Raw genomic sequence first — 19150 nt, forward strand, 5'->3', positions numbered from 1 at the left:
CCCAGCCGCCGGCGCATGACCGAGCCGATGGTGGCGTCGGACCCGAGCGGCGAACCGGGGAGGAGCGGCTCGAGGGAGGCCCGCAGGGCGCCGAGGGGGGAGAGCACGCCGGAGCGGAGCAGGGCGCGCACGTCGGTGGGCACGCCGAGGAGGAGCCCGGCGGGCAGCCGCCGAAGGCGCCCGCGGGTCCACACCCATGCCGAGCCGCTGGCCGGCGCCACCATGCGGTCCTCGAGGCCGAGCTCACGACACAGCTGCACCGCTTCGGGCCGGCGGGCAAGGAAGGCGTCGGGAGCGAGGTCGAGGTCGACCCCGGCGAAGGGGGCGGTGGCCACCTTGCCGCCCAGGCGGTCGCCCGCCTCGAGCACCACCACCTCCACGTCGGGTCGGTCGGCCAGCTCGTGGGCCGCCGCCAACCCGGCGATCCCCCCACCGACGACGGCGACCCTCACGTGGTGGTCTCGGCGTGGACGAGGTCGACGACGCGGCGGAGGCGGTCGGGGTCGATCTCGGGCAGGACACCCCAGCCCAGGTTGAACACGTGGCCGGGGCCAGTGCCGGCGGCGAGGACCCGGCGGACCCGGTCGTCGAGCACGTCGTCGGGGGCGAAGAGCGTGGTGGGGTCGAGGTTGCCCTGCACGGCCCGGTCGGGGCCCACGATCCGGCGGGCCTCGTCCAGCGGTGTGCGCCAGTCGACGCCCACCACGTCGGCGCCGGCCTCGGCCATGAGGCCGAGCAGGTGGCCGGTGCCCACCCCGAAGTGGATGCGGGGCACGCCGAGGTCGGCCAGGCCTTCGAAGATGCGGCGGGAGGCGGGGAGGACGTAGGTGCGGTAGTCGTCGGCGGACAGGGCGCCGACCCACGAGTCGAACACCTGCACGGCCTGGGCACCGGCGGCGACCTGGGCGCGGAGGGTGGCGAGGCTGATGTCGGCCAGCCGGTCGGCCAGCTCGGCCCACACGTCGGGCTGGCCGTACATGAGCGCCTTGGTGTGGCGGTACTCGCGCGACTTGCCCCCCTCGACGAGGTAGCTGGCGACCGTGAAGGGTGCCCCGGCGAAGCCGATGAGCGCCACGGACGGGTCCAGCTCGGCTCGCACCAGGCGCACCGTCTCGAGGACGTAGGGGATGTCGACCTCGGGCTCGAGGGGCCGGAGGCGGTCGAGGTCGGACCGGGTGCGGATGGGCTCCTCGAGCACCGGGCCCCGCCCCGGGAGGATGGCGAGGCCGGGGAGCAGGGCCTGCACCGGCGTCACGATGTCGGAGAAGAGGATGGCGGCGTCGACCCCGAGCCGGCGCACGGGCTGGAGGGTGACCTCGGCGGCGGTGGCCGGGTCGCGCACCATGGCGTCGAAGGTGCCCGCTCGCTCGCGCACGGCGCGGTACTCGGGGAGCGAGCGGCCGGCCTGGCGCATGAACCACACCGGCGTGTGGGGCACCGGCTGCCGCCGGCAGGCGGCGAGGAACGGCGAGGCGTCAGCTGCGACGGGGGGCGGCGGCACGGTCGCCACCGTACCGGTGGCTGTCAGGATGGGCCCATGCGACGATCGATCGACGACGCCGTCGACGCCCACCCCGCGGGGGCGGAGGACGACGACAAGCCCCCGGCCTCCTGGATGGTCCAGCTCCTCGACGACTGCGAGGCCTGCGACGACCTGCGGGTGGCGCTCACCGTGGAGGACGCCGGCGGCGCGGGGACCGGGGTCGTCGCCCACCTCGACCCCATCGGGGCCCGGCGCCTGCGGGGCGCCATCGCCGACGCCCTCCGGGAGGTGGGCGAGGACCCCGGTCGCTGAGGGGCTCACGGGTCCTGTCGCCGACGGGTCCTCCCGCCCTCCGCAGGCTCCGGGCAGGTCCCCCCATCGGCGCCACCCGCTCGCTTCCGGTTGGGCGGTCTCGGCCTTCGGCCGAGGCGTCCTCTGTTGGGCTCACGGGTCCTGTCGCCGACGGGTCATCGCCCCGTTCAACCGAGGGCGCTGAGCTCGTCCCTCAGGCGGTCGGAGCGGAGGCGCCGCAGCGTCGTCTGGCGGGCTCGCTCGGCCACCGCCTTGCGCCTGCTCTCGTCCATGGACCTGGAGGTGGGCCCCATGACGGCGAGGTCGTCGGGCCCGGGCTGGAGGGTGATCACCCGGCTCCGGTCGGTCCGCAACACGGTCACCTCGCGCTGGAGGGCGGCGCGGTGGCCCACCCGCACCATGCGGTCGAGGGCGGGTCGTCGCAGGGCGCTGGAGTCGAGCGACATCGACGACGACACGAGGATGAGGTCGAGGTCGAGGCCGGCGAGGACGTCGGCGTTGGTGGGCGAGTGGACGCCCCCGTCCACGTGGTCGCGGCCGTCGATGGGCACGGGTCGGAAGAAGCCCGGGATGGCGCATGACGCCTCGACGGCGTGGCCGAGGTCGACCGTCCCCTCGTCGCGACCGAAGACCACGCGGTGGCCGTCGTCGAGCCGCACGGCGCACAGCCACAGCGACCGGTCGGGCCACCCCGAGGGGTGGAACGCCCGGGCGGCGTCGCCGATGGCGGTGGTGTCGACGCGGCCGCGGGGCAGGATGCCGGCCATGAGCAGGCCTGGTCGCAACCGCCAGGGGGCGAGGACGGTCCGGGTGGCCAACCCCGGCGACGCCGGCGACCAGCGCGGGCCGGTCGCCGCGTCGGCTCGGGAGAACGAGCGCGGCGGTCCCTTGATGCCGGCCTGGGCCAGCGCGCGCCGGCCCTCGTCGGACAGGCGCCCGCCGGTGGAGCGCGCATAGATGTCGGCGGCGGCGAACCCGCCGCGCAGCAGGGCCCCCACCACCGACCCGGCCGAGGTCCCGACGACGATCTCGGCCGACCGGGGGTCCCACCGCGTGGTCTCCTCGAGGGCGGTGAGCACGCCGGCGTGCCAGGCGTGGCCGACCACACCGCCGGCGCCGAGCACGAGAGCGATGCCTGCCACGTCAGGCGTCGGCGGGGTCGGCGGACCGGGTCGCGTCCCGCAGCCGCTCGAGCAGCGCCGTCAGGGTGGCGAGGCCGCGGGCGCCGAGAGGGTCGACCAGGTGCCGGTCGAGGCTCTCGAGGTGGGCCGGGAGCGCTCGCTCAAGCGCGGCGAGCCCGTCGTCGGTGAGCACAGCGAAGGCCCCGCGCCGGTCATCGGGACACGACTCCCGCCGCACGAGCGCGGCGTGCTCCATGCGGTCGATCAGCCGGGTGAGGCCGCTGGTGCTGAACAGGACCTGGGCGGCGAGCTCGCTCATGCGCATCTGCTTGCCCGGGCTGCGGGCGAGCCGCACCAGTACCTCGAACCAGGCAGGGGAGAGGCCCGATGTCGCCTCGAGCTCGTCGGCGACCGCACTGACCAGAGAGGCCCGCGCCTCCAGCAGCATCCCGTAGGCGGTGATGCGCTCCTGGCCCTCGGCCAGCAGGTCGTCGAGCGCGCCGGGAGCCGGGGGAGCCATGGCCCGAGGATAGGAGCCACCTGCAACTGTTGCAACCGCAACTAGTTGCGGGTAGCATGGCTGTTCCTACAACCATTGCAGCAACAACGAGAAGGAGCGATCCGATGACAGACACCGCGACCACCACCGTCACCCGCAGCGTTCAGGGCGCCGAGGTGCCCACTCCCGGCACGTTCGAGATCGACCCCTCCCACTCGGAGGTGGGCTTCACCGTCCGCCACCTCGGCCTGTCGAAGGTCCGGGGACGCTTCGGCGCCTTCTTCGGCACCGTCGTGGTGGCCGACGACCCGACCGACTCGTCGGTGGAGGCCGAGATCGACCTGGCCAGCGTCGACACCCGCGACGAGGGCCGCGACACCCACCTCCGCTCCGCCGACTTCTTCGACGCGGAGGTTCACCCGGCCATGACGTTCCGTTCGCGCCGGGTCAGCGCAGCGGCGGGGGGCTGGAGGGTGGAGGGCGACCTCACCATCAAGGGCGTCAGCCAGCCGGTGATCCTCGACACCACCTTCGAGGGCGCCATCAGCGCCGACCCGTGGGGCAGCGCCCGGATCGCCTTCACGGCTGAGGCCGAGATCGATCGTGAGGCCTTCGGCCTGACGTGGAACCAGGCCCTCGAGACCGGCGGTGTACTCGTCGGGCGCAAGGTCAAGGTCCAGCTGGAGATCCAGGCCGTCCGCACCGCCTAGGCGGGACGAGACGGCGGCGGCACCCGGGAGGTCGCCGCCGTCTCGTAGGATGGTCCACCCCCTTTCGGGGGCGGGGTTCGCCCCGAGGTCGGACCAGAGGGGCGTGCGTGGCCGGACATCCGGAGCTGGAGGCGGAGCAGGCCTACATCGACCACGCGTACGAGTGCCTCGTCTCGGCCCGGCAGCGGGCCATCGAGCTCCGCCGCCTGACCACGGTCGGTCCAGGCGGCACCCACCAGGCCCGGTACGAGTCGGAGATGGTCGAGGACGCCATCCGCAACCGGCTCGCCCAGCTCCACCTCGGTGACGTCGCGCTCGTCTTCGGTCGGATCGACCCCGACGGCGAGGTCGACGAACGCTTCTACATCGGCCGCCTCGCCGTGGCCGACGACGCCCAGGAGCCGGTGGTCGTCGACTGGCGGGCCCCCATCGCCGAGCCCTTCTACCGGGCGACGGGGCGCGACCCCATGGGTCTGGCCCGTCGGCGGCACTTCGCCACGCGCGGGCCTCGCCTGCTCGACATCGAGGACGAGACCTTCGTCGCCGGTGGCGAGGGCACCGCGGGCGGCGGCCTGGTGGGTCAGAGCGTCCTGCTCACCGCCCTCGAAGGCGCCCGCACCGGTCGGCTGGGCGACATCGTGGCCACGATCCAGGCCGAGCAGGACGAGATCATCCGCTCCGATCTCGGTGGCCTGCTCGTCGTCCAGGGCGGGCCGGGGACCGGCAAGACGGTGGTGGCCCTGCACCGCGCCGCCTACCTGCTCTACACCCACCGCTTCCCCCTCGAGGGCCAGGGCGTGCTGGTGGTCGGCCCCAACCGCCTGTACCTCCGCTACATCGAGCGGGTGCTGCCATCCCTCGGCGAGGCGGGTGTCGAGCTCGCCCTCCTCGCCGACCTCGTGCCCGAGCGCGTTGGCCAGGGTCGCGACAACCCCGTGGCCGACCGGGTCAAGGGCGACCTGCGGATGGTCGCCCTCCTCGCCCACGCCGTGCGCGACCGCCAGCGACCCCTCCGCGAGGACCTGGTGGTGGGCATGGGACTGCTCCGCCTCCGCTGCAGCGTGGAGGCCAGCCGGCGCATCGTTCGCGATGCCCGGCGGCGGGCCCGCAACCACAACGCCGGTCGCCGCTTCGTCGAGGCCGGGCTCTGGGAGGAGCTGGCTGCGAGCGCCCACGCCGAGCTCGAGGCCGACGTCGTGCGCGAACGCCTGCTCGGCGATGCCGACGTGCGGGCCGCCCTGGAGCGCATGTGGCCGGTGCTGACCCCAGTCGACCTGCTCCGCGACCTCTTCGGCTCACGGCCCCTCACCCGCCTGGCGGCCGACGGCCACCTCACCGACGAGGAGCTGGAGTCGCTGCACCACGAGCGTGGCGAGCGCGACGACGACCGCCGCTGGACCACGGCCGACGTGCCCCTCCTCGACGAGGCGCGCTCTCTCCTCGGCGCCCGCAAGGCCAAGGAGGACGCCGAGATGCGGACCTTCGGCCACATCGTCGTGGACGAGGTGCAGGACCTCTCGCCCATGCAGCTGCGCATGCTCGCCCGCCGCTCCCTCGGCGGATCGATGACCATCGTGGGCGACATGGCCCAGGCCACCGGGCCGTGGGCGCCCGACAGCTGGGACGACGTGATCTCCCACCTCCCGTCCCGGCGTCCGGCACGCCGCACCGAGCTCAGCATCGGCTACCGCACCCCGGCCTCGATCATGACGCTGGCCAACCGCGTGCTGGCCGAGGCGGCTCCTGACCTCACCCCGCCCACCGCGGTGCGCGCCGGCGGCGACCTCCCGGTGGTGCTCGCCGTCGAGCCCGACGGGCTGGCGGCCGAGGTGGCCCGCCTCGCCGCGCGCGAGCGCGACGCCGTGGGGGAGGGCAACGTGGCCGTCATCGCCCCCGACTCCCTGTTGGCAGACCTCGCCGAGGCGCTCACCGCCGCCGGTGTCGACCACGGCGAGGCGGCCCGTTCGGGCATCGATGCTCAGGTCAACCTCGTCCCCGTCCGGCTGGTGAAGGGGCTCGAGCTCGACGCCATCATCGTCGTTGAGCCGGCAGCCATCGTCGCCGAGGAGCCCCAGGGCTTGCGGTCGCTGTACGTGGCCCTCACCCGTGCCACCCGCCGCCTCTCGGTGGTCCATGCCCAGCCGCTCCCGCCGGCGCTGGCCGCTGGCTGACGGGGACGGGAGGCCCCCGACGCTTGGAGGTGTTCGGCCCACCGGGCGTAGGCTGTGAGGTGCGATGAACATCTCCCCGTCCCGCCTCGCGAGCACCTCCGACGCCATCGTCGTCGACCGGATCTCGAAGCGCTTCGGATCCGTCCCGGTGCTCCGTGACGTGTCGTTGCGGGTAGCGCCGGGCTCCGTGGTGGCCCTGCTCGGCCCCAGCGGGTGCGGGAAGACGACCCTGCTGCGCACCATCGCCGGCCTCGAGGTGCCCGACTCCGGCACCGTCGCCGTCGGCGAGCGGGTGCTGACCTCGTCGCGGACCGTGGTGCCCCCCGAGCGGCGTCAGATCGGGATGGTCTTCCAGGACTGGGCCCTCTTCCCCCACCTGAGCGTGGGCCGCAACGTGGCATACGGGCTCGACCGGGCCGCCCGCCGCTCGCGCCGCGTCGACGAGACGCTGGCCCTGGTGGGCCTCGCCGGCCTCGCCGACCGGGCGCCGGGAACGCTCTCGGGCGGCCAGCAGCAGCGTGTCGCCCTTGCCCGGGCGCTGGCTCCCCAGCCGTTGGTCCTCCTCCTCGACGAGCCGTTCTCGAACCTCGACACCTCGCTGCGCGTCGAGGTGCGCACCGAGGTCCACCGCCTCCTCGCCGAGCTGGGCGTGACCACCGTCTTCGTGACCCACGACCAGGAGGAGGCCTTCGTCCTCGGAGACGAGGTGGCCGTGATGCGCGACGGCGCCATCGAACAGCAAGCCACGCCGGCCGAGATCTACGCCGCCCCGGCCTCACCGTGGGTCGCCGGCTTCGTGGGCGACGCCAACCTGGTCGTGGGCACGGCCGACGGTGAGGGGGCGGCGACGCCGGTGGGCTGGGTCCCGGTCGCGGGCGACCCGACGGGGCCACGCCTCGAGGTGCTGCTGCGGCCCGAGGACCTCCGAGTCGCACCGGGCGACGCCGCCTCGGTGGAGCTGGTGGAGTTCTACGGCCACGACACCGTCTACGACATCCGCCTCGACGACGGGTCGTCGGTGCGGGCCCGGGTGGGCGCTGCGCCCACCTTCCGTCGTGGCGACCGCGTCGACATCAGCTACCTCGGCCCACCCGCCTCGGCGTGGGGCCGGGAGAGGGCCGACCGGCTCACGGTCTGGTCGTAGCGGGCCACCGTCAGCTGGTGGGGCCGGGCGCGCTGCGCCGCACGGGGTCGTCGAGGGGGAGCCGATCGGCGGATGGGTCGGTGCTCGAGGAGGGCTCTCGCTCGGACTCGCGCAGCACCAAGAGCGCCATGGGCAGCGACGAGAGCAGCACCAGCGCCAGGGCGGGCGCCGCCGCCCGCCCGAAGAACGCCTCGCTCGTCGCGTTCCAGACCTGGGTGGCGAGGGTGGCGTGGCCGGTGGGTGCCAGCAGGAGCGTGGCGGGCAGCTCCTTCATGCAGGTGAGGAACACCAGGGCCAGGCCGGCCAGGACCCCGGGCCGGACGAGTGGGAAGACGACCTGGCGGGTCGTCGCCAGCCGCCGCTTGCCGAGCAGGCGTGACGCCTCCTCGAGCGAGGGTGGCACCTGCAGCAGCGAGGCTCGCAGCGCCCCCACCGCCTGGGGGAGGAACAGCACGACGTAGGCGAAGACCAGCAGGGTCCTGGTCTGGTACACCGCCGGAACGACGCGGGCACCGAAGAACACCAGCGACAGGGCCACCACCACGCCGGGCAGGGCGTAGCCGGTGAACGACGCCCGCTCGATGAGCCCGGACACGCGCCCCGGGTGGCGGGCGGCCAGCACAGCGACTGGCCAGGCAGCTGCCAACGCTGCCACCGCCCCCAACGCCGAGGCGACCACGGAGTTGGCTGCCAACGTCGTGGTGAGGCGCAGTGGCTCCCCGGCAGCGATGCCCCTCGCCAGCCAGTAGCCGATCACCCCGAGGGGCAGGGCCAGGGCGATGGTCACCAGCACGCTGCACGCGGCGAACGCGGGCCAACGCCACCGCCCGAGCGGGGTGGTCACCGACGCCCGAGCCCCGCTGCCGTGGAGGCGGTGGTAGCCGCTACGGCCGCGCGTGCGGGTCTCGGCGGTGAGCACCACGAGGGTGAGGGCCATGAGCATCAGGCCGAGGGTGGCGGCGGCGGAGCGGTCGAGCGAGCCGCGGTACTGGGCGAAGATCACCCGGGTGAACGAGTCGAAGCGAAGGAGGGAGACGGCTCCGAAGTCGCTCAGGGTGTAGAGGGCGACGAGCAGGGCACCGGCGGTGATCGAGGGCCGCAGCTGGGGCAGCGTCACGTGCCAGAAGGTGGCGATCCGGCCCCGACCGAGCGTGCGGCTGGCCTCCTCGAGGGCGGGGTCGATCCGGCGCAGGGCGGCGCGGACCGTGAGGAGCACGTAGGGGTAGGTGAAGAGGGTCAGCGCCAGCCAGGCACCCGGGAAGCCGTAGATGGAGGGGAGCCGGTCGACCCCGAGGGGCGCCAACCACCCCTGCACCAGCCCACGGGGGCCCAGGGCGGCGACGAAGGTGAAGCCGCCGACGTAGGTGGGGATGGCCAGGGGGAGCGCGGTGAGCACGACCCACATCCGCCGCAGCGGCAGGTCGCTGCGGACCGTGAGCCAGGCGAGGGGGACGGCGATGAGGATCGACGCACCGGTGACGGAGACGGCGAGCAGTGCGGTGCGCACCAGCAGCTCCATGGTGCGGCCGGCTGTGGCCACCTCCAGCATCCGGTCGACGCCGGGCTCCGAGGCCCGGATGACCAGGTAGACCGCGGGCAGCACGGCAGCGGCGGCGACGGCGAGGCCGGCGAGCAGCAGGCCGGGTGAGGGGCCCCGGGTGCGAGCGGGGTGGCGCCGGGCGCGCCGCGAGCCGGGGTCGACCTCGTGGTCGAGCACCCGGCTCGTCGCGGCGGACACGCCTAGCGGGGGTCCACTAGATGAGGCCAACCTCGGTCAGCAGGCGCAGGGTGCCGTCGAGGTCCTCGAGCTGGTCGAGGTCGATTGCGGGCTGGCGCAGCGCCTCCAGATCGGGCAGCTCGACCGCCGGCTCGACGCCGTCGACCAGGGGCAGCTCGAAGGTCTCGGCGGCGAAGTACTCCTGGCCCTCGTCGCTCAGGAGGAACTCGATGAAGCGGCTGGCGGCATCAGGGTTGGCGGCGGTGTCGACGATGCCGGCACCGGCGATGTTGATCAGGGCCCCGGGGTCGCCATCGGTGTAGAACTTGTTGGCGGCGGGGAAGTCGGGGTCCTCGGCGAGGAACCGGTACAGGTAGTAGTGGTTCACGAAACCGGCCTCGATCTCGCCGCTCGCCACCGCCTCCACGATGGCGGAGTTCTTCTCGTAGACCTGGACGTCGTTGGCCTGGATCCCCTCGAGCCACGATCGGGCGCCGTCCTCGCCCTCGAGCACCCGCAGGGCGGTCACGAAGGCCTGGAAGGAGCCGTTGGTGGGGGCCCAGCCGAGCCGGCCGCTCCACTCGGGGTCGGTGAAGTCGAGGATGGAGTCGGGCAGGTCGTCCTCGCTCAGCGCGTCGGTGTTGTAGACGACGGTGCGGGCCCGGCCCGAGAGGCCGATCCACTCGCCGTCGGGAGAGCGGAACTGCTCGTCGACCTGGTCGAGCAGGTCGTCGTCGAGGGTCTGGAGGCGCCCGGCGGATGACAGGGCGCCGAGGGCGCCGGCGTCCTGGCCGAAGAACACGTCGGCCGGGGAGTTGCTGCCCTCCTCGAGGATGGTGGCGGCCATCTCGGCGGTGTCGCCGTAGCGCACCTCGACGGTGATGCCGGTCTCCTCCTCGAAGCGCTCGATGATCGGCCCCACGAGCTCCTCGCTGCGGCCGGAGTACACCGTGATGGAGCCGCCGTCGGCGGCGGTGGTCGTGGTGCCGTTGCCGGCGTCGGTGCTGGTGCCGGCGTCGTCGCCGCCGCAGGCCGCCGCCAGGAGGGCGAGGAGGACGGTGAGCACGAGGAAGGGGGATCGTCGCTTCATGGGGGAACGCTCCGTGAGAGGGGCCCTGTGGGCCACGTGTTAGGTGCGCCGAACATAGGGAGGCTGGCGGGTCAGGTCAAACCGGGCAGGGGCCCGGAAGGGAGCGCCCGCTGACGGAGCCACTCAGACGGACGGGACGGCCGCGCCCACCGTGGCGACCAGGACGCGGGTCGCCGCGAAGGCGCCGATGCCGACCGTCTGGTCGTCGACGGTGACGGTGACGGTCCCGTCGGGCGAGGCGGCGACCATCGTCCCGTTGCGCCCGGGCTGGAGCTTGCAGGACTCGAGGAACTCCAGCAGGCCGGGGGTGAACTCGAGCTCCTCCGGGATCCGGGTGACGGTGAAGGCCGACCCCACCGGGATCTGGGCGAGCGGCACCAGGTCGGGCTCGTCGTAGTCGGAGCCGGGGATCGGGTTGCCGTGCGGGCAGGTGGTGGGGCTCCCGAGGAGTCGGTCCATGGCCGCCTCGACGGTGTCGTTGAGCACGTGCTCCCACCGGCCCGCCTCCTGGTGGGCCTCGGCCCAGCTCAGCCCCAGGATGTCGGTGAGGAAGCGCTCGGCCAGCCGGTGACGACGGACGGTCCGCTCGGCCAGGGCGAGGCCCGGCTTGGTGAGCCGGATCCCGTCGTCGAGCGTGACCAGGCCCTCGGCCGCCAGCCGCCGCACCATCTCCGACACGGCAGGCCGGGAGACGCCGAGCCGATCGGCGATGCGGGCCTGGATGACGTCGAGGTCGTCCTCCCGCAATTCGAAGATGGCCTCGCAGTACTCCTCGAAGGCGGCGTGGGGCTCGGTCATGGCGCTCAGGCTACCGACCGCTCCCAGTCGCGCCCAGGCTCGAGGTGGGAGAGGGCGCAAGGCTGGGTGGGGGTCCCCGCCGGTCACCTGACCTGGCACACGGCTCGGCCCGTGCCGGAGCCATAGCGTGGGACCGTGAGCCCGGTGCTGGATGCGTTCACCCCCGCTGCCCGGGCGTGGTTCACCACCTCGTTCCGTGAGCCCACCCCGGCGCAGGCGCAGGGCTGGCCGGCCATCGCCGCGGGCGACCACACGCTCATCCTGGCGCCGACCGGCTCCGGGAAGACCCTGGCTGCCTTCCTCTGGGGCCTCGACCGCTGCAGCGCCGAGCCCCCACCCGAGGATCCCACCCGACGTACCCGCGTGCTCTACATCTCGCCGCTGCGGGCGCTGGCGGTCGACGTGGAGCGGAACCTCCGTGCCCCGCTGCAGGGGATGCGCCTGGCCGCCGAGCGCCTCGGCCTCGACATCCACGTCCCCACCACCGGCATCCGCTCGGGCGACACCCCGGCCGACGAGCGCCGGCGCCTCGTTCGACACCCGCCGGACGTGCTCATCACCACGCCGGAGTCGCTCTTCTTGATGCTGACCTCACGGGCGCGGGAGTCGCTGGCCGGGGTGCGCTGGGTCATCGTCGACGAGATCCACGCCATGGCGGCCACCAAGCGCGGTGCCCACCTGTCGCTGTCGCTCGAGCGCCTCGACGACCTCGTGGTGGGAGCGGCGGGTGCGTCGCCGCAGCGCATCGGCCTGTCGGCGACCCAGCGGCCCCTCGACGAGGTCGCTCGCTTCCTCGGCGGGTTCCGGGTGGTGCCGGGGGCGTCGGAGGCGACGCCGCGTCCGGTCACCGTCGTCGATGCCGGGGTGCGCAAGGCCATGGAGGTCGAGGTCGTCGTCCCCGTGGAGGACATGGGTCGCCTCGGCGAGGTGGTCGACGAGCCCACCAGCGGCCCTGCCGCGGCGGCGCCGGCGCGGGCCAGCATCTGGCCGGCCATGCACCCTCGCCTCCTCGAGCTGATCCGCGAGCACCGCTCGACCCTGATCTTCGTCAACGCCCGTCGCCTGGCCGAGCGCCTGGCCGCCCGCCTCAACGAGCTCGACGCCGCCGACCGCGACGGCACCGGACCTCGCTACGTCGGTGACGAGCAGTCCGGTGGTGGGGGCACCGACCTGGTGCGCGCCCACCACGGGTCGTTGAGCCGGGTGCAGCGACTCGACATCGAGGACCAGCTCAAGGCAGGCCAGCTCAAGGCCCTGGTGGCCACATCGTCGCTCGAGCTCGGGATCGACATGGGCGCCATCGACCTGGTGGTGCAGGTCGAGTCGCCCGGCTCGGTGGCGGCCGGCCTGCAGCGCATCGGCCGCTCGGGCCACCGGGTGGGCGAGGCCAGCAAGGGCAAGGTCTTCCCCAAGCACCGGGCCGACCTGGTGGAGGCGGCAGTGGTCGTGCGCCGCATGCACGAGGGCCTGATCGAGGAGACCCGCTATCCCCGCAACCCCATCGACGTGCTGGCCCAGCAGGTGGTGGCCATGTGCGCCATGGACGACTGGCCCGTGGCGGACCTGGCTGCCCTGGTGCGACGGGCCGCCGGGTTCGCCGAGCTCACCGACGAGGTCCTGGCGTCGGTGCTCGACCTGCTCTCGGGCCGCTACCCGAGCGAGGAGTTCGCCGAGCTGCGGCCCCGCGTGGTGTGGGACCGCGGCATCGAGGGGGCGGCGCTCGGGGGGACCCTGCGGGGGCGGCGAGGAGCCCAGCGGGTGGCGGTCACCAACGCCGGCACCATCCCCGATCGGGGGCTCTTCGGCGTGTTCCTGCCCGACGGCACCCGGGTTGGCGAGCTCGACGAGGAGATGGTCTACGAGAGCCGGCCGGGCGAGACGTTCCTCCTCGGGGCCTCCACCTGGCGGATCGAGGACATCACCCACGATCGGGTGGTGGTGGTGCCCGCCCCCGGCGAGCCCGGGAAGATGCCCTTCTGGCACGGCGACCGGCCCGGGCGCCCGCTGGAGCTGGGCCGGGCCATCGGCGCCTTCTTGCGGGAGGTGCGCCGGCCCGGCGCCCAGGAGCGCCTGGAGGTCACCTACGGGCTCGACCCGTGGGCGGCGGCCAACCTGGTCGCCTACGTGGAGGAGCAGGCCGAGGCCACCGGCCACGTGCCCGACGACCGCACCATCGTGGTCGAGCGCTTCCGCGACGAGATCGGGGACTGGCGCATCTGCATCCTCTCGCCCTTCGGCGCCCGGGTCCACGCCCCCCTCGCCATGGCCATCGAGGCCCGCCTCGCCGAGCGCCACGACATGGTGGTGCAGAGCATCTGGAGCGACGACGGCATCGCGTTGCGCCTGCCCGAGAGCGACGAGTCCATCCCCCTCGACGAGCTGGTGATCGACCCCGACGAGGTCGAGGAGCTGGTGCTGCGGGCCCTGCCCGAGACCGCCCTCTTCGCCGCCCGCTTCCGGGAGAACGCCGCCCGCTCGCTGCTGCTGCCCCGCCGCAAGCCGGGTGCTCGCACGCCGCTGTGGCAGCAGCGCCAGCGCTCGGCCGACCTCCTGCGGGTGGCGTCTCGCTACCCGCAGTTCCCGATCCTGCTGGAGACCACCCGGGAGTGCCTGCGCGACGTCTTCGACGTGCCCGGCTTGAAGGCGGTGCTCACCGACCTGCGCGCCCGGCGCATCCGCATGGTGAGCGTCGACACCCCCAAGGCCTCGCCGTTCGCCGGCTCGCTGCTCTTCGGCTGGATCGCCGTCTACATGTACGAGGGCGACGCCCCCCTCGCCGAGCGCCGGGCAGCCGCGCTGGCCCTCGACCGCGACCTCCTGCGTGAGCTCCTCGGCGCCGAGGAGCTCCGCGAGCTGATCGACCCCGAGGTGCTCGCCCAGCTCGAGCTCGAGCTCCAGTCGCTCGTCGGGCCCCGCGTTGCCCGTGACGCCGACGAGGCTTCTGACCTCCTCCGCCGTCTCGGCGACCTCACCGTCGAGGAGCTCGCCGCCCGCAGCGCCCCCGACGGAGGTGCGGGCGCGCCCGAGCAGCCAGGAGGTGGCCCGGCGCGCGAAAGGGCCGACGTGGTTGAGGGCTGGGTCGAGGAGCTGGTGGCGACTCGCCGGGCGGTGCGGGTGCGGGTTGCGGGAGAGGAGCGGGTGGCGGCGGCCGAGGACGTCGGCCGTCTGCGCGACGCCCTCGGCGTGCCCGTGCCCGTCGGCATGCCCGACGCCTTCCTCGAGCCGGTGGAGCGGCCGCTCGACGAGCTGGTCGGGCGCTACGCCCGCTCCCACGGGCCCTTTCTGGCGGTGGAGGTGGCCCGGCGCCTGGGGGTCGGTGAGGATCGGGTGACGGATGCCCTGCGGCGGCTGGAGGCGGGCGGCAGGGTGGTGCGCGGCGAGTTCCGCCCCGGGGGCGCCGAGCGGGAGTGGTGCGACGAGGAGGTGCTGCGGGTGCTACGGCGTCGCTCGCTGGCGGCGCTGCGACGCGAGGTCGAGCCTGTCGACGCCGCCACCCTCGGGCGGTTCCTCCCGTCGTGGCATGCGATCGGCGACGGGCGCGGCGGCCTCGACGCCGTGGTCGATGCCGTGGGACGGCTCCAGGGTGCGGTGGTCCCGGCGTCGGTGCTGGAGCACGATGTGCTGGCTGCCCGGGTCGAGGGCTACCGACCGGCCGACCTCGACATGCTCTGCTCGGCCGGCGAGGTCGTGTGGCTCGGGGCCGGCCGCCTCGGCACCACCGACGGCCGGGTGGCGCTGTACCTCCGCGACCGGGTGCCGTTGCTGGCGCCGGTGCCGGGCGTCGACGGCGACGACGCCCGGCCCGACGACGTCGCCCACCACGCCATCCGGGAGCTACTGGCCGCTCGGGGCGCCTCCTTCTGGCCCGACCTGGTGCAGGCCGTGGGCACCGCCGACGAGCGGGTGGTTCTCGCCGCCCTCTGGGACCTGGTGTGGGCCGGCGAGGTCACCAACGACACCCTCGCGCCCCTGCGGGCCGCCATCGGCGGCGCCGCCCGCCGCAGGCCGAGCGGTGGTCGCCCCCGGCCCGGCCGCCTCACCCGCCTGGGCCCACCCGCGGGCGCCGGGCGGTGGTCGCTGGTGGCTCCCCTGCTCGACCCTCTGCCGTCGCCCACCATGCGAGCCCACGCACGGGCCGTGGCCATGCTGGAGCGCCACGGGGTGCTGGCCCGCGAGGCGGTGCTGGCCGAGGGGGCCGAGGGTGGCTTCGCCGGCGTCTACGGCGTGCTCAAGGCCCTGGAGGAGACCGGCTCGGTCCGCCGGGGGTACTTCGTGGCCGGCCTGGGGGCGGCCCAGTTCGCCGTTCCCGGGGCCGTCGACCGCCTCCGCGGTGAGCGGGAGCCTGCCGACGCCCCCCGGGCGCCGATCGCCCTGGCCGCCACCGACCCGGCCAACCCCTACGGCGCCGCCCTGGCGTGGCCGACCTCCGAGGGCGGCCGGCCCGCCCGTGCCGCGGGCGCCTACGTCGTCCTCGCCGGCGGCGAGCTGGCGGCGTTCCTCGAGCGGGGCGGCAAGCGGCTCGTGACCTTCCCGGCCGCGGCCGCCGACCCCCGGTGGGTCGACGCCATCGTCGACCTGGTCCGTGGGCGGCGCCTCCGGCGCCTGGCCGTGGCGCACATCGACGGGGAGCCGGCCGCCACCTCACCACTGGCCGACGAGCTGCGCCGGGCCGGGTTCGCCGACGGCTACCGGGGCCTCACCCTGCAGTCCTGAGCCAAGAGGCGTCTGGGCGGTGGAGGTGGTCGCTCCAGCGACCACTTCCACCGCCCAAACGGGGCTGGCTTGGGTGGGCAGCGGCCTGCTCAGGGGCGGAAGCGCGGTCAACCCGCCACGAGCTTGCCGACGTCGGCCAGCAGGTCGACCGAGCGGAGACGCGCCTCGACGCTGGGCGACGCGTGGACGACGATGAGCTCGTCGGCCTGGGCGAGCTCGACGAAGTCGTTGAGCTGGTCGGCCACCGTCGCGGGGCCGCCGACGGCGGTGTGGTGCATCATCTGGAGGACCTGCCGTCCCTGTGGTGAGCGCAGCAGGGCGTCGGCTTCCTCGTCGGACAGGGAGCGGCCGCCGGCCACCATCCGGGCGACGCGGCGGCGCCTGACCACCTCGAGCTGGTGCTGGGCGTCGGCGTCGGTGTCGGCGGCGATGACGTTGACGCCAGCGATGACGTAGGGGGTCTCTTGCTGCGGCGAGGGGTGGAACCGCTCCCGGTAGGCGGTGATCGCCTCGCGGAGGGCCGCCGGGGCGAAGTGAGAGGCGAAGGCGTAGGGGAGGCCGAGCACGGCGGCGAGCTGGGCGCCGAAGAGGGAGGAGCCGAGGATGTACAGCGGCACGTCGGTGCCCCTCCCGGGGATGGCATGGACCCCGGGGATGCGGGTCTCGCCGGAGAGGAACCCCCGGAGCTCGACCACGTCCTGGGGGAACGACTCCGCCGCCCGCGGGTCGCGGCGCAGGGCCCGGAGCAGCGTGGCCTGGTCGGTGCCGGGCGCCCGCCCCAGCCCGAGGTCGATCCGGCCAGGGTGCAGCGTGGCCAGGGTGCCGAACTGCTCGGCGATGACGAGCGGCGAGTGGTTGGGCAGCATGACGCCACCGGCGCCGAGGCGGATGGAGGAGGTGTGGGCCGCCACGTGGGCGATCAGCACCGCCGTGGCCGACGAGGCGATGGTGGGGAAGTTGTGGTGCTCGGCGTACCAGACCCGGCGGTAGCCGCGGGCCTCGGCCCGCTGGGCGATCGCCACGCTCGCCTCGAAGGCGTCGGCTGCCGTCCGCCCCCGGCCGATGGTGGCCAGATCCAGGATCGACAGCGGGACGGGCACGGTGGGGGGCACGATCCGACGAACGCCGCGCGGGCGTCCCGTGTTCCCGGCCCACCATCTTCCGCACCCTCCGGTTGGGGCCCCGAGGGCGGCGGGTAGCGTCGCCCGGGTGAAGATCTGGCCCGGCAGCCCGTACCCGCTCGGCGCCACCTACGACGGGATGGGTACCAACTTCGCCCTGTTCTCGGAGGTGGCGGAGACGGTCGAGCTCTGCCTCTTCGACGAGCGTGGCGACGAGCAGCGGGTCACCCTGCCGGAGGTGACCGCCTTTGTCTGGCACGGCTACCTGCCCAACCTTGGACCCGGGCAGCGCTACGGCTTCCGGGTCCACGGCCCCTACGACCGCGACGTCGGGCTGCGATGCAACCCCGCCAAGCTGCTGCTCGACCCCTACGCCAAGGCCGTCGACGGCTCCATCGACTGGGACGAGGCGTGCTTCGGCTACCACTTCGATGATCCCAATGGCCCGCCGAACCGCGACGACAGCGCACCGCACGTGTTCAAGGCGGTCGTCACCAGCCCGTTCTTCGACTGGGCCAACGACCGTCCGCCCCACACCCCCCTCAACGAGTCGGTCATCTACGAGGTCCACGTCAAGGGGTTCACCGCCACCCACCTCGGCATCGCCCCCGAGCTGCGCGGCACCTACGCCGGCCTGGCCACCCCCGAGGCGATCGAGCACCTCACCCGCCTCGGGGTCACCGCCGTGGAGCTGCTGCCCGTCCACCAGTTCGTGCAGGACGAGCACCTGGTCAAGCGAGGGCTGCGGAACTACTGGGGCTACAACTCGATCGGCTACCTCGCCCCCCACAACGAGTACTCCTCGTCGGGCACGGCCGGCCAGCAGGTCCAGGAGTTCAAGTCGATGGTGCGCACCCTCCACGACGCCGGCATCGAGGTGATCCTCGACGTGGTCTACAACCACACCGCCGAGGGCAACCACCTGGGCCCGATGCTGTCGTTCAAGGGGATCGACAACGCTGCCTACTACCGCCTGGTGGCCGACGAGCCGAAGTACTACATGGACTACACCGGCACCGGCAACACCATGAACATGCGGCACCCGCACGTGCTGCAGCTGCTCATGGACAGCCTGCGGTACTGGGTCAACGAGATGCACGTCGACGGCTTCCGCTTCGACCTCGCCTCCACCCTCGCCCGAGAGCTCCACGACGTCGACAAGCTCTCGGCGTTCTTCGACCTCATCCAGCAGGACCCGGTGGTGAGCCAGGTGAAGCTCATCGCCGAACCCTGGGACGTGGGTGAGGGCGGGTACCAGGTCGGCAACTTCCCGCCGCTGTGGTCGGAGTGGAACGGCAAGTACCGCGACACCGTCCGCGACTACTGGCGGGGCGAGCACGCCACGATGGCCGAGTTCGCTTACCGCTTCACCGGCAGCTCCGACCTCTATGAGTCCACCGGCCGCCGCCCCAACGCCTCCATCAACTTCATCACCGCCCACGATGGCTTCACCCTCGACGACCTCGTCTCCCACAACGACAAGCACAACGAGGGCAACGGCGAGGGCAACAACGACGGCGAGAGCCACAACCGCTCCTGGAACTGCGGCGTGGAGGGCCCCACCGACGACGAAGAGGTCTGCGCGCTGCGCGCCCGCCAGCGGCGCAACCTGCTTGCCACCCTGTTCCTCTCGCAGGGCGTCCCGATGCTGCTCGGTGGCGACGAGCTGGGCCGCACGCAGGGGGGGAACAACAACGCCTACTGCCAGGACAACGAGATCTCGTGGTTCGACTGGGCGAGCACCGACGAGGCCCTGCTCGAGTACACCCGGTGGCTCGTGGGCTTCCGCCGGGACCATCCCGTGTTCCACCGCCGCCGTTGGTTCGAGGGCCGGGCCATCAAGGGCCGCGGCCACTCCGACATCGGGTGGTTCACCCCCGAGGGCGAGGAGATGGACGACGACGACTGGGACGTCGGATTCGCCAAGTCGCTCGGCGTGTTCCTCAACGGCCAGGCCATCGCCACCCCCGACCAGCGCGGGGAGCCGGTGGTCGACAACAGCTTCCTCGTCCTGTTCAACGGCCACTTCGAGGCGCTCGACTTCACCCTCCCCGGCCTCTGGGGGAAGGCCTGGCAGGTGGTGCTCGACACCACCGAGGACCTCCCCGAGGAGCTCCGCACCGACGAGCCGCCACGGGTGGTGAAGGCGGGACAGGAGGTCGCAGCCGCTGCCCGCTCGGTGGTGGTGCTGCAGTGGGTGGACGAGGCGTAGGTCCCGCGACGCAAGGCCGGTGCCGGGTGGGCGTGTCCGTGGCTGGGTAGCGTCCGGGC

Annotated in this window: 14 protein-coding genes; 6 read left to right on the forward strand and 8 right to left on the reverse strand. The window is 73.6% G+C overall.

The genetic code is table 11. The features are described from left to right. A partial coding sequence (locus VMN58_05495) for an FAD-dependent oxidoreductase (GenBank protein HUF32646.1) occupies window positions 1-452 on the reverse strand: 452 nt, incomplete at its 3' end. After that, window positions 449-1501 carry a uroporphyrinogen decarboxylase gene (gene hemE, locus VMN58_05500; GenBank protein ID HUF32647.1) on the reverse strand — a complete coding sequence of 351 codons (1053 nt, stop codon included), beginning with the start codon at window positions 1499-1501 and terminating at the stop codon, window positions 449-451. The genes hemE and VMN58_05495, both read right to left, overlap by 4 nt. A gap of 36 nt (window positions 1502-1537) precedes the next feature. On the opposite strand from hemE, the gene VMN58_05505 reads away from it, so the two are divergent. Continuing rightward, window positions 1538-1795: a hypothetical protein gene (locus tag VMN58_05505; GenBank protein HUF32648.1), complete on the forward strand. Its 258-nt coding sequence runs from the start codon at window positions 1538-1540 to the stop codon at window positions 1793-1795. A 167-nt stretch (window positions 1796-1962) separates the two neighbouring features. Here the strand turns inward: VMN58_05505 and VMN58_05510 are convergent, their stop codons facing one another. Next, window positions 1963-2937 carry a patatin-like phospholipase family protein gene (locus VMN58_05510; protein HUF32649.1) on the reverse strand — a complete coding sequence of 325 codons (975 nt, stop codon included), beginning with the start codon at window positions 2935-2937 and terminating at the stop codon, window positions 1963-1965. 1 nt (window position 2938) lies between these two features. Beyond that, window positions 2939-3436, reverse strand: coding sequence for a MarR family transcriptional regulator (locus VMN58_05515; protein ID HUF32650.1), 498 nt, complete (start codon window positions 3434-3436; stop codon window positions 2939-2941). A gap of 104 nt (window positions 3437-3540) precedes the next feature. Between VMN58_05515 and VMN58_05520 the strand changes: the two genes are divergently transcribed. From VMN58_05520 to VMN58_05530, 3 genes are all read left to right on the forward strand, one after another. Beyond that, window positions 3541-4125, forward strand: a complete 585-nt coding sequence (locus VMN58_05520; protein ID HUF32651.1) for a YceI family protein — start codon at window positions 3541-3543, stop codon at window positions 4123-4125. 107 nt (window positions 4126-4232) lie between these two features. Beyond that, a complete protein-coding gene (locus VMN58_05525) occupies window positions 4233-6296 on the forward strand; it encodes a hypothetical protein (protein HUF32652.1) in 2064 nt (687 codons plus the stop codon). Window positions 6297-6360: 64 nt separating this feature from the next. Then, entirely contained in the window at window positions 6361-7440 is a 1080-nt protein-coding gene (locus VMN58_05530) for an ABC transporter ATP-binding protein (protein HUF32653.1), read from the forward strand. Between the two features lie 10 nt (window positions 7441-7450). On the opposite strand, the gene VMN58_05535 is transcribed toward VMN58_05530, so the two are convergent. The 3 genes from VMN58_05535 to VMN58_05545 form a co-directional block, all read right to left on the reverse strand. Then, window positions 7451-9178 carry an iron ABC transporter permease gene (locus VMN58_05535; protein HUF32654.1) on the reverse strand — a complete coding sequence of 576 codons (1728 nt, stop codon included), beginning with the start codon at window positions 9176-9178 and terminating at the stop codon, window positions 7451-7453. A gap of 16 nt (window positions 9179-9194) precedes the next feature. Beyond that, entirely contained in the window at window positions 9195-10247 is a 1053-nt protein-coding gene (locus tag VMN58_05540) for an iron ABC transporter substrate-binding protein (GenBank protein HUF32655.1), read from the reverse strand. A gap of 123 nt (window positions 10248-10370) precedes the next feature. Then, on the reverse strand, window positions 10371-11045 hold the full coding sequence (locus VMN58_05545) for a metal-dependent transcriptional regulator (GenBank protein ID HUF32656.1): 675 nt from the start codon (window positions 11043-11045) through the stop codon (window positions 10371-10373). Between the two features lie 135 nt (window positions 11046-11180). On the opposite strand from VMN58_05545, the gene VMN58_05550 reads away from it, so the two are divergent. Then, complete coding sequence (locus VMN58_05550) at window positions 11181-15758, forward strand: DEAD/DEAH box helicase (protein HUF32657.1); 4578 nt, start codon at window positions 11181-11183, stop codon at window positions 15756-15758. Window positions 15759-15865: 107 nt separating this feature from the next. Here VMN58_05550 and VMN58_05555 read toward each other — a convergent pair whose 3' ends face one another. Then, window positions 15866-16858 (reverse strand): LLM class flavin-dependent oxidoreductase, encoded by a 993-nt coding sequence (locus VMN58_05555; GenBank protein ID HUF32658.1) that lies wholly within the window; start codon window positions 16856-16858, stop codon window positions 15866-15868. Between the two features lie 109 nt (window positions 16859-16967). Between VMN58_05555 and glgX the strand changes: the two genes are divergently transcribed. After that, the gene (gene glgX / locus VMN58_05560) at window positions 16968-19091 is read left to right on the forward strand and encodes a glycogen debranching protein GlgX (protein ID HUF32659.1); all 2124 of its coding nucleotides are present in this window, start codon (window positions 16968-16970) and stop codon (window positions 19089-19091) included. Window positions 19092-19150 lie beyond the last annotated feature (59 nt).

It is taken from the genome of Acidimicrobiales bacterium, assembly GCA_035512495.1.
Classification (GTDB): Bacteria; Actinomycetota; Acidimicrobiia; order Acidimicrobiales; family CADCSY01; genus DATKDW01.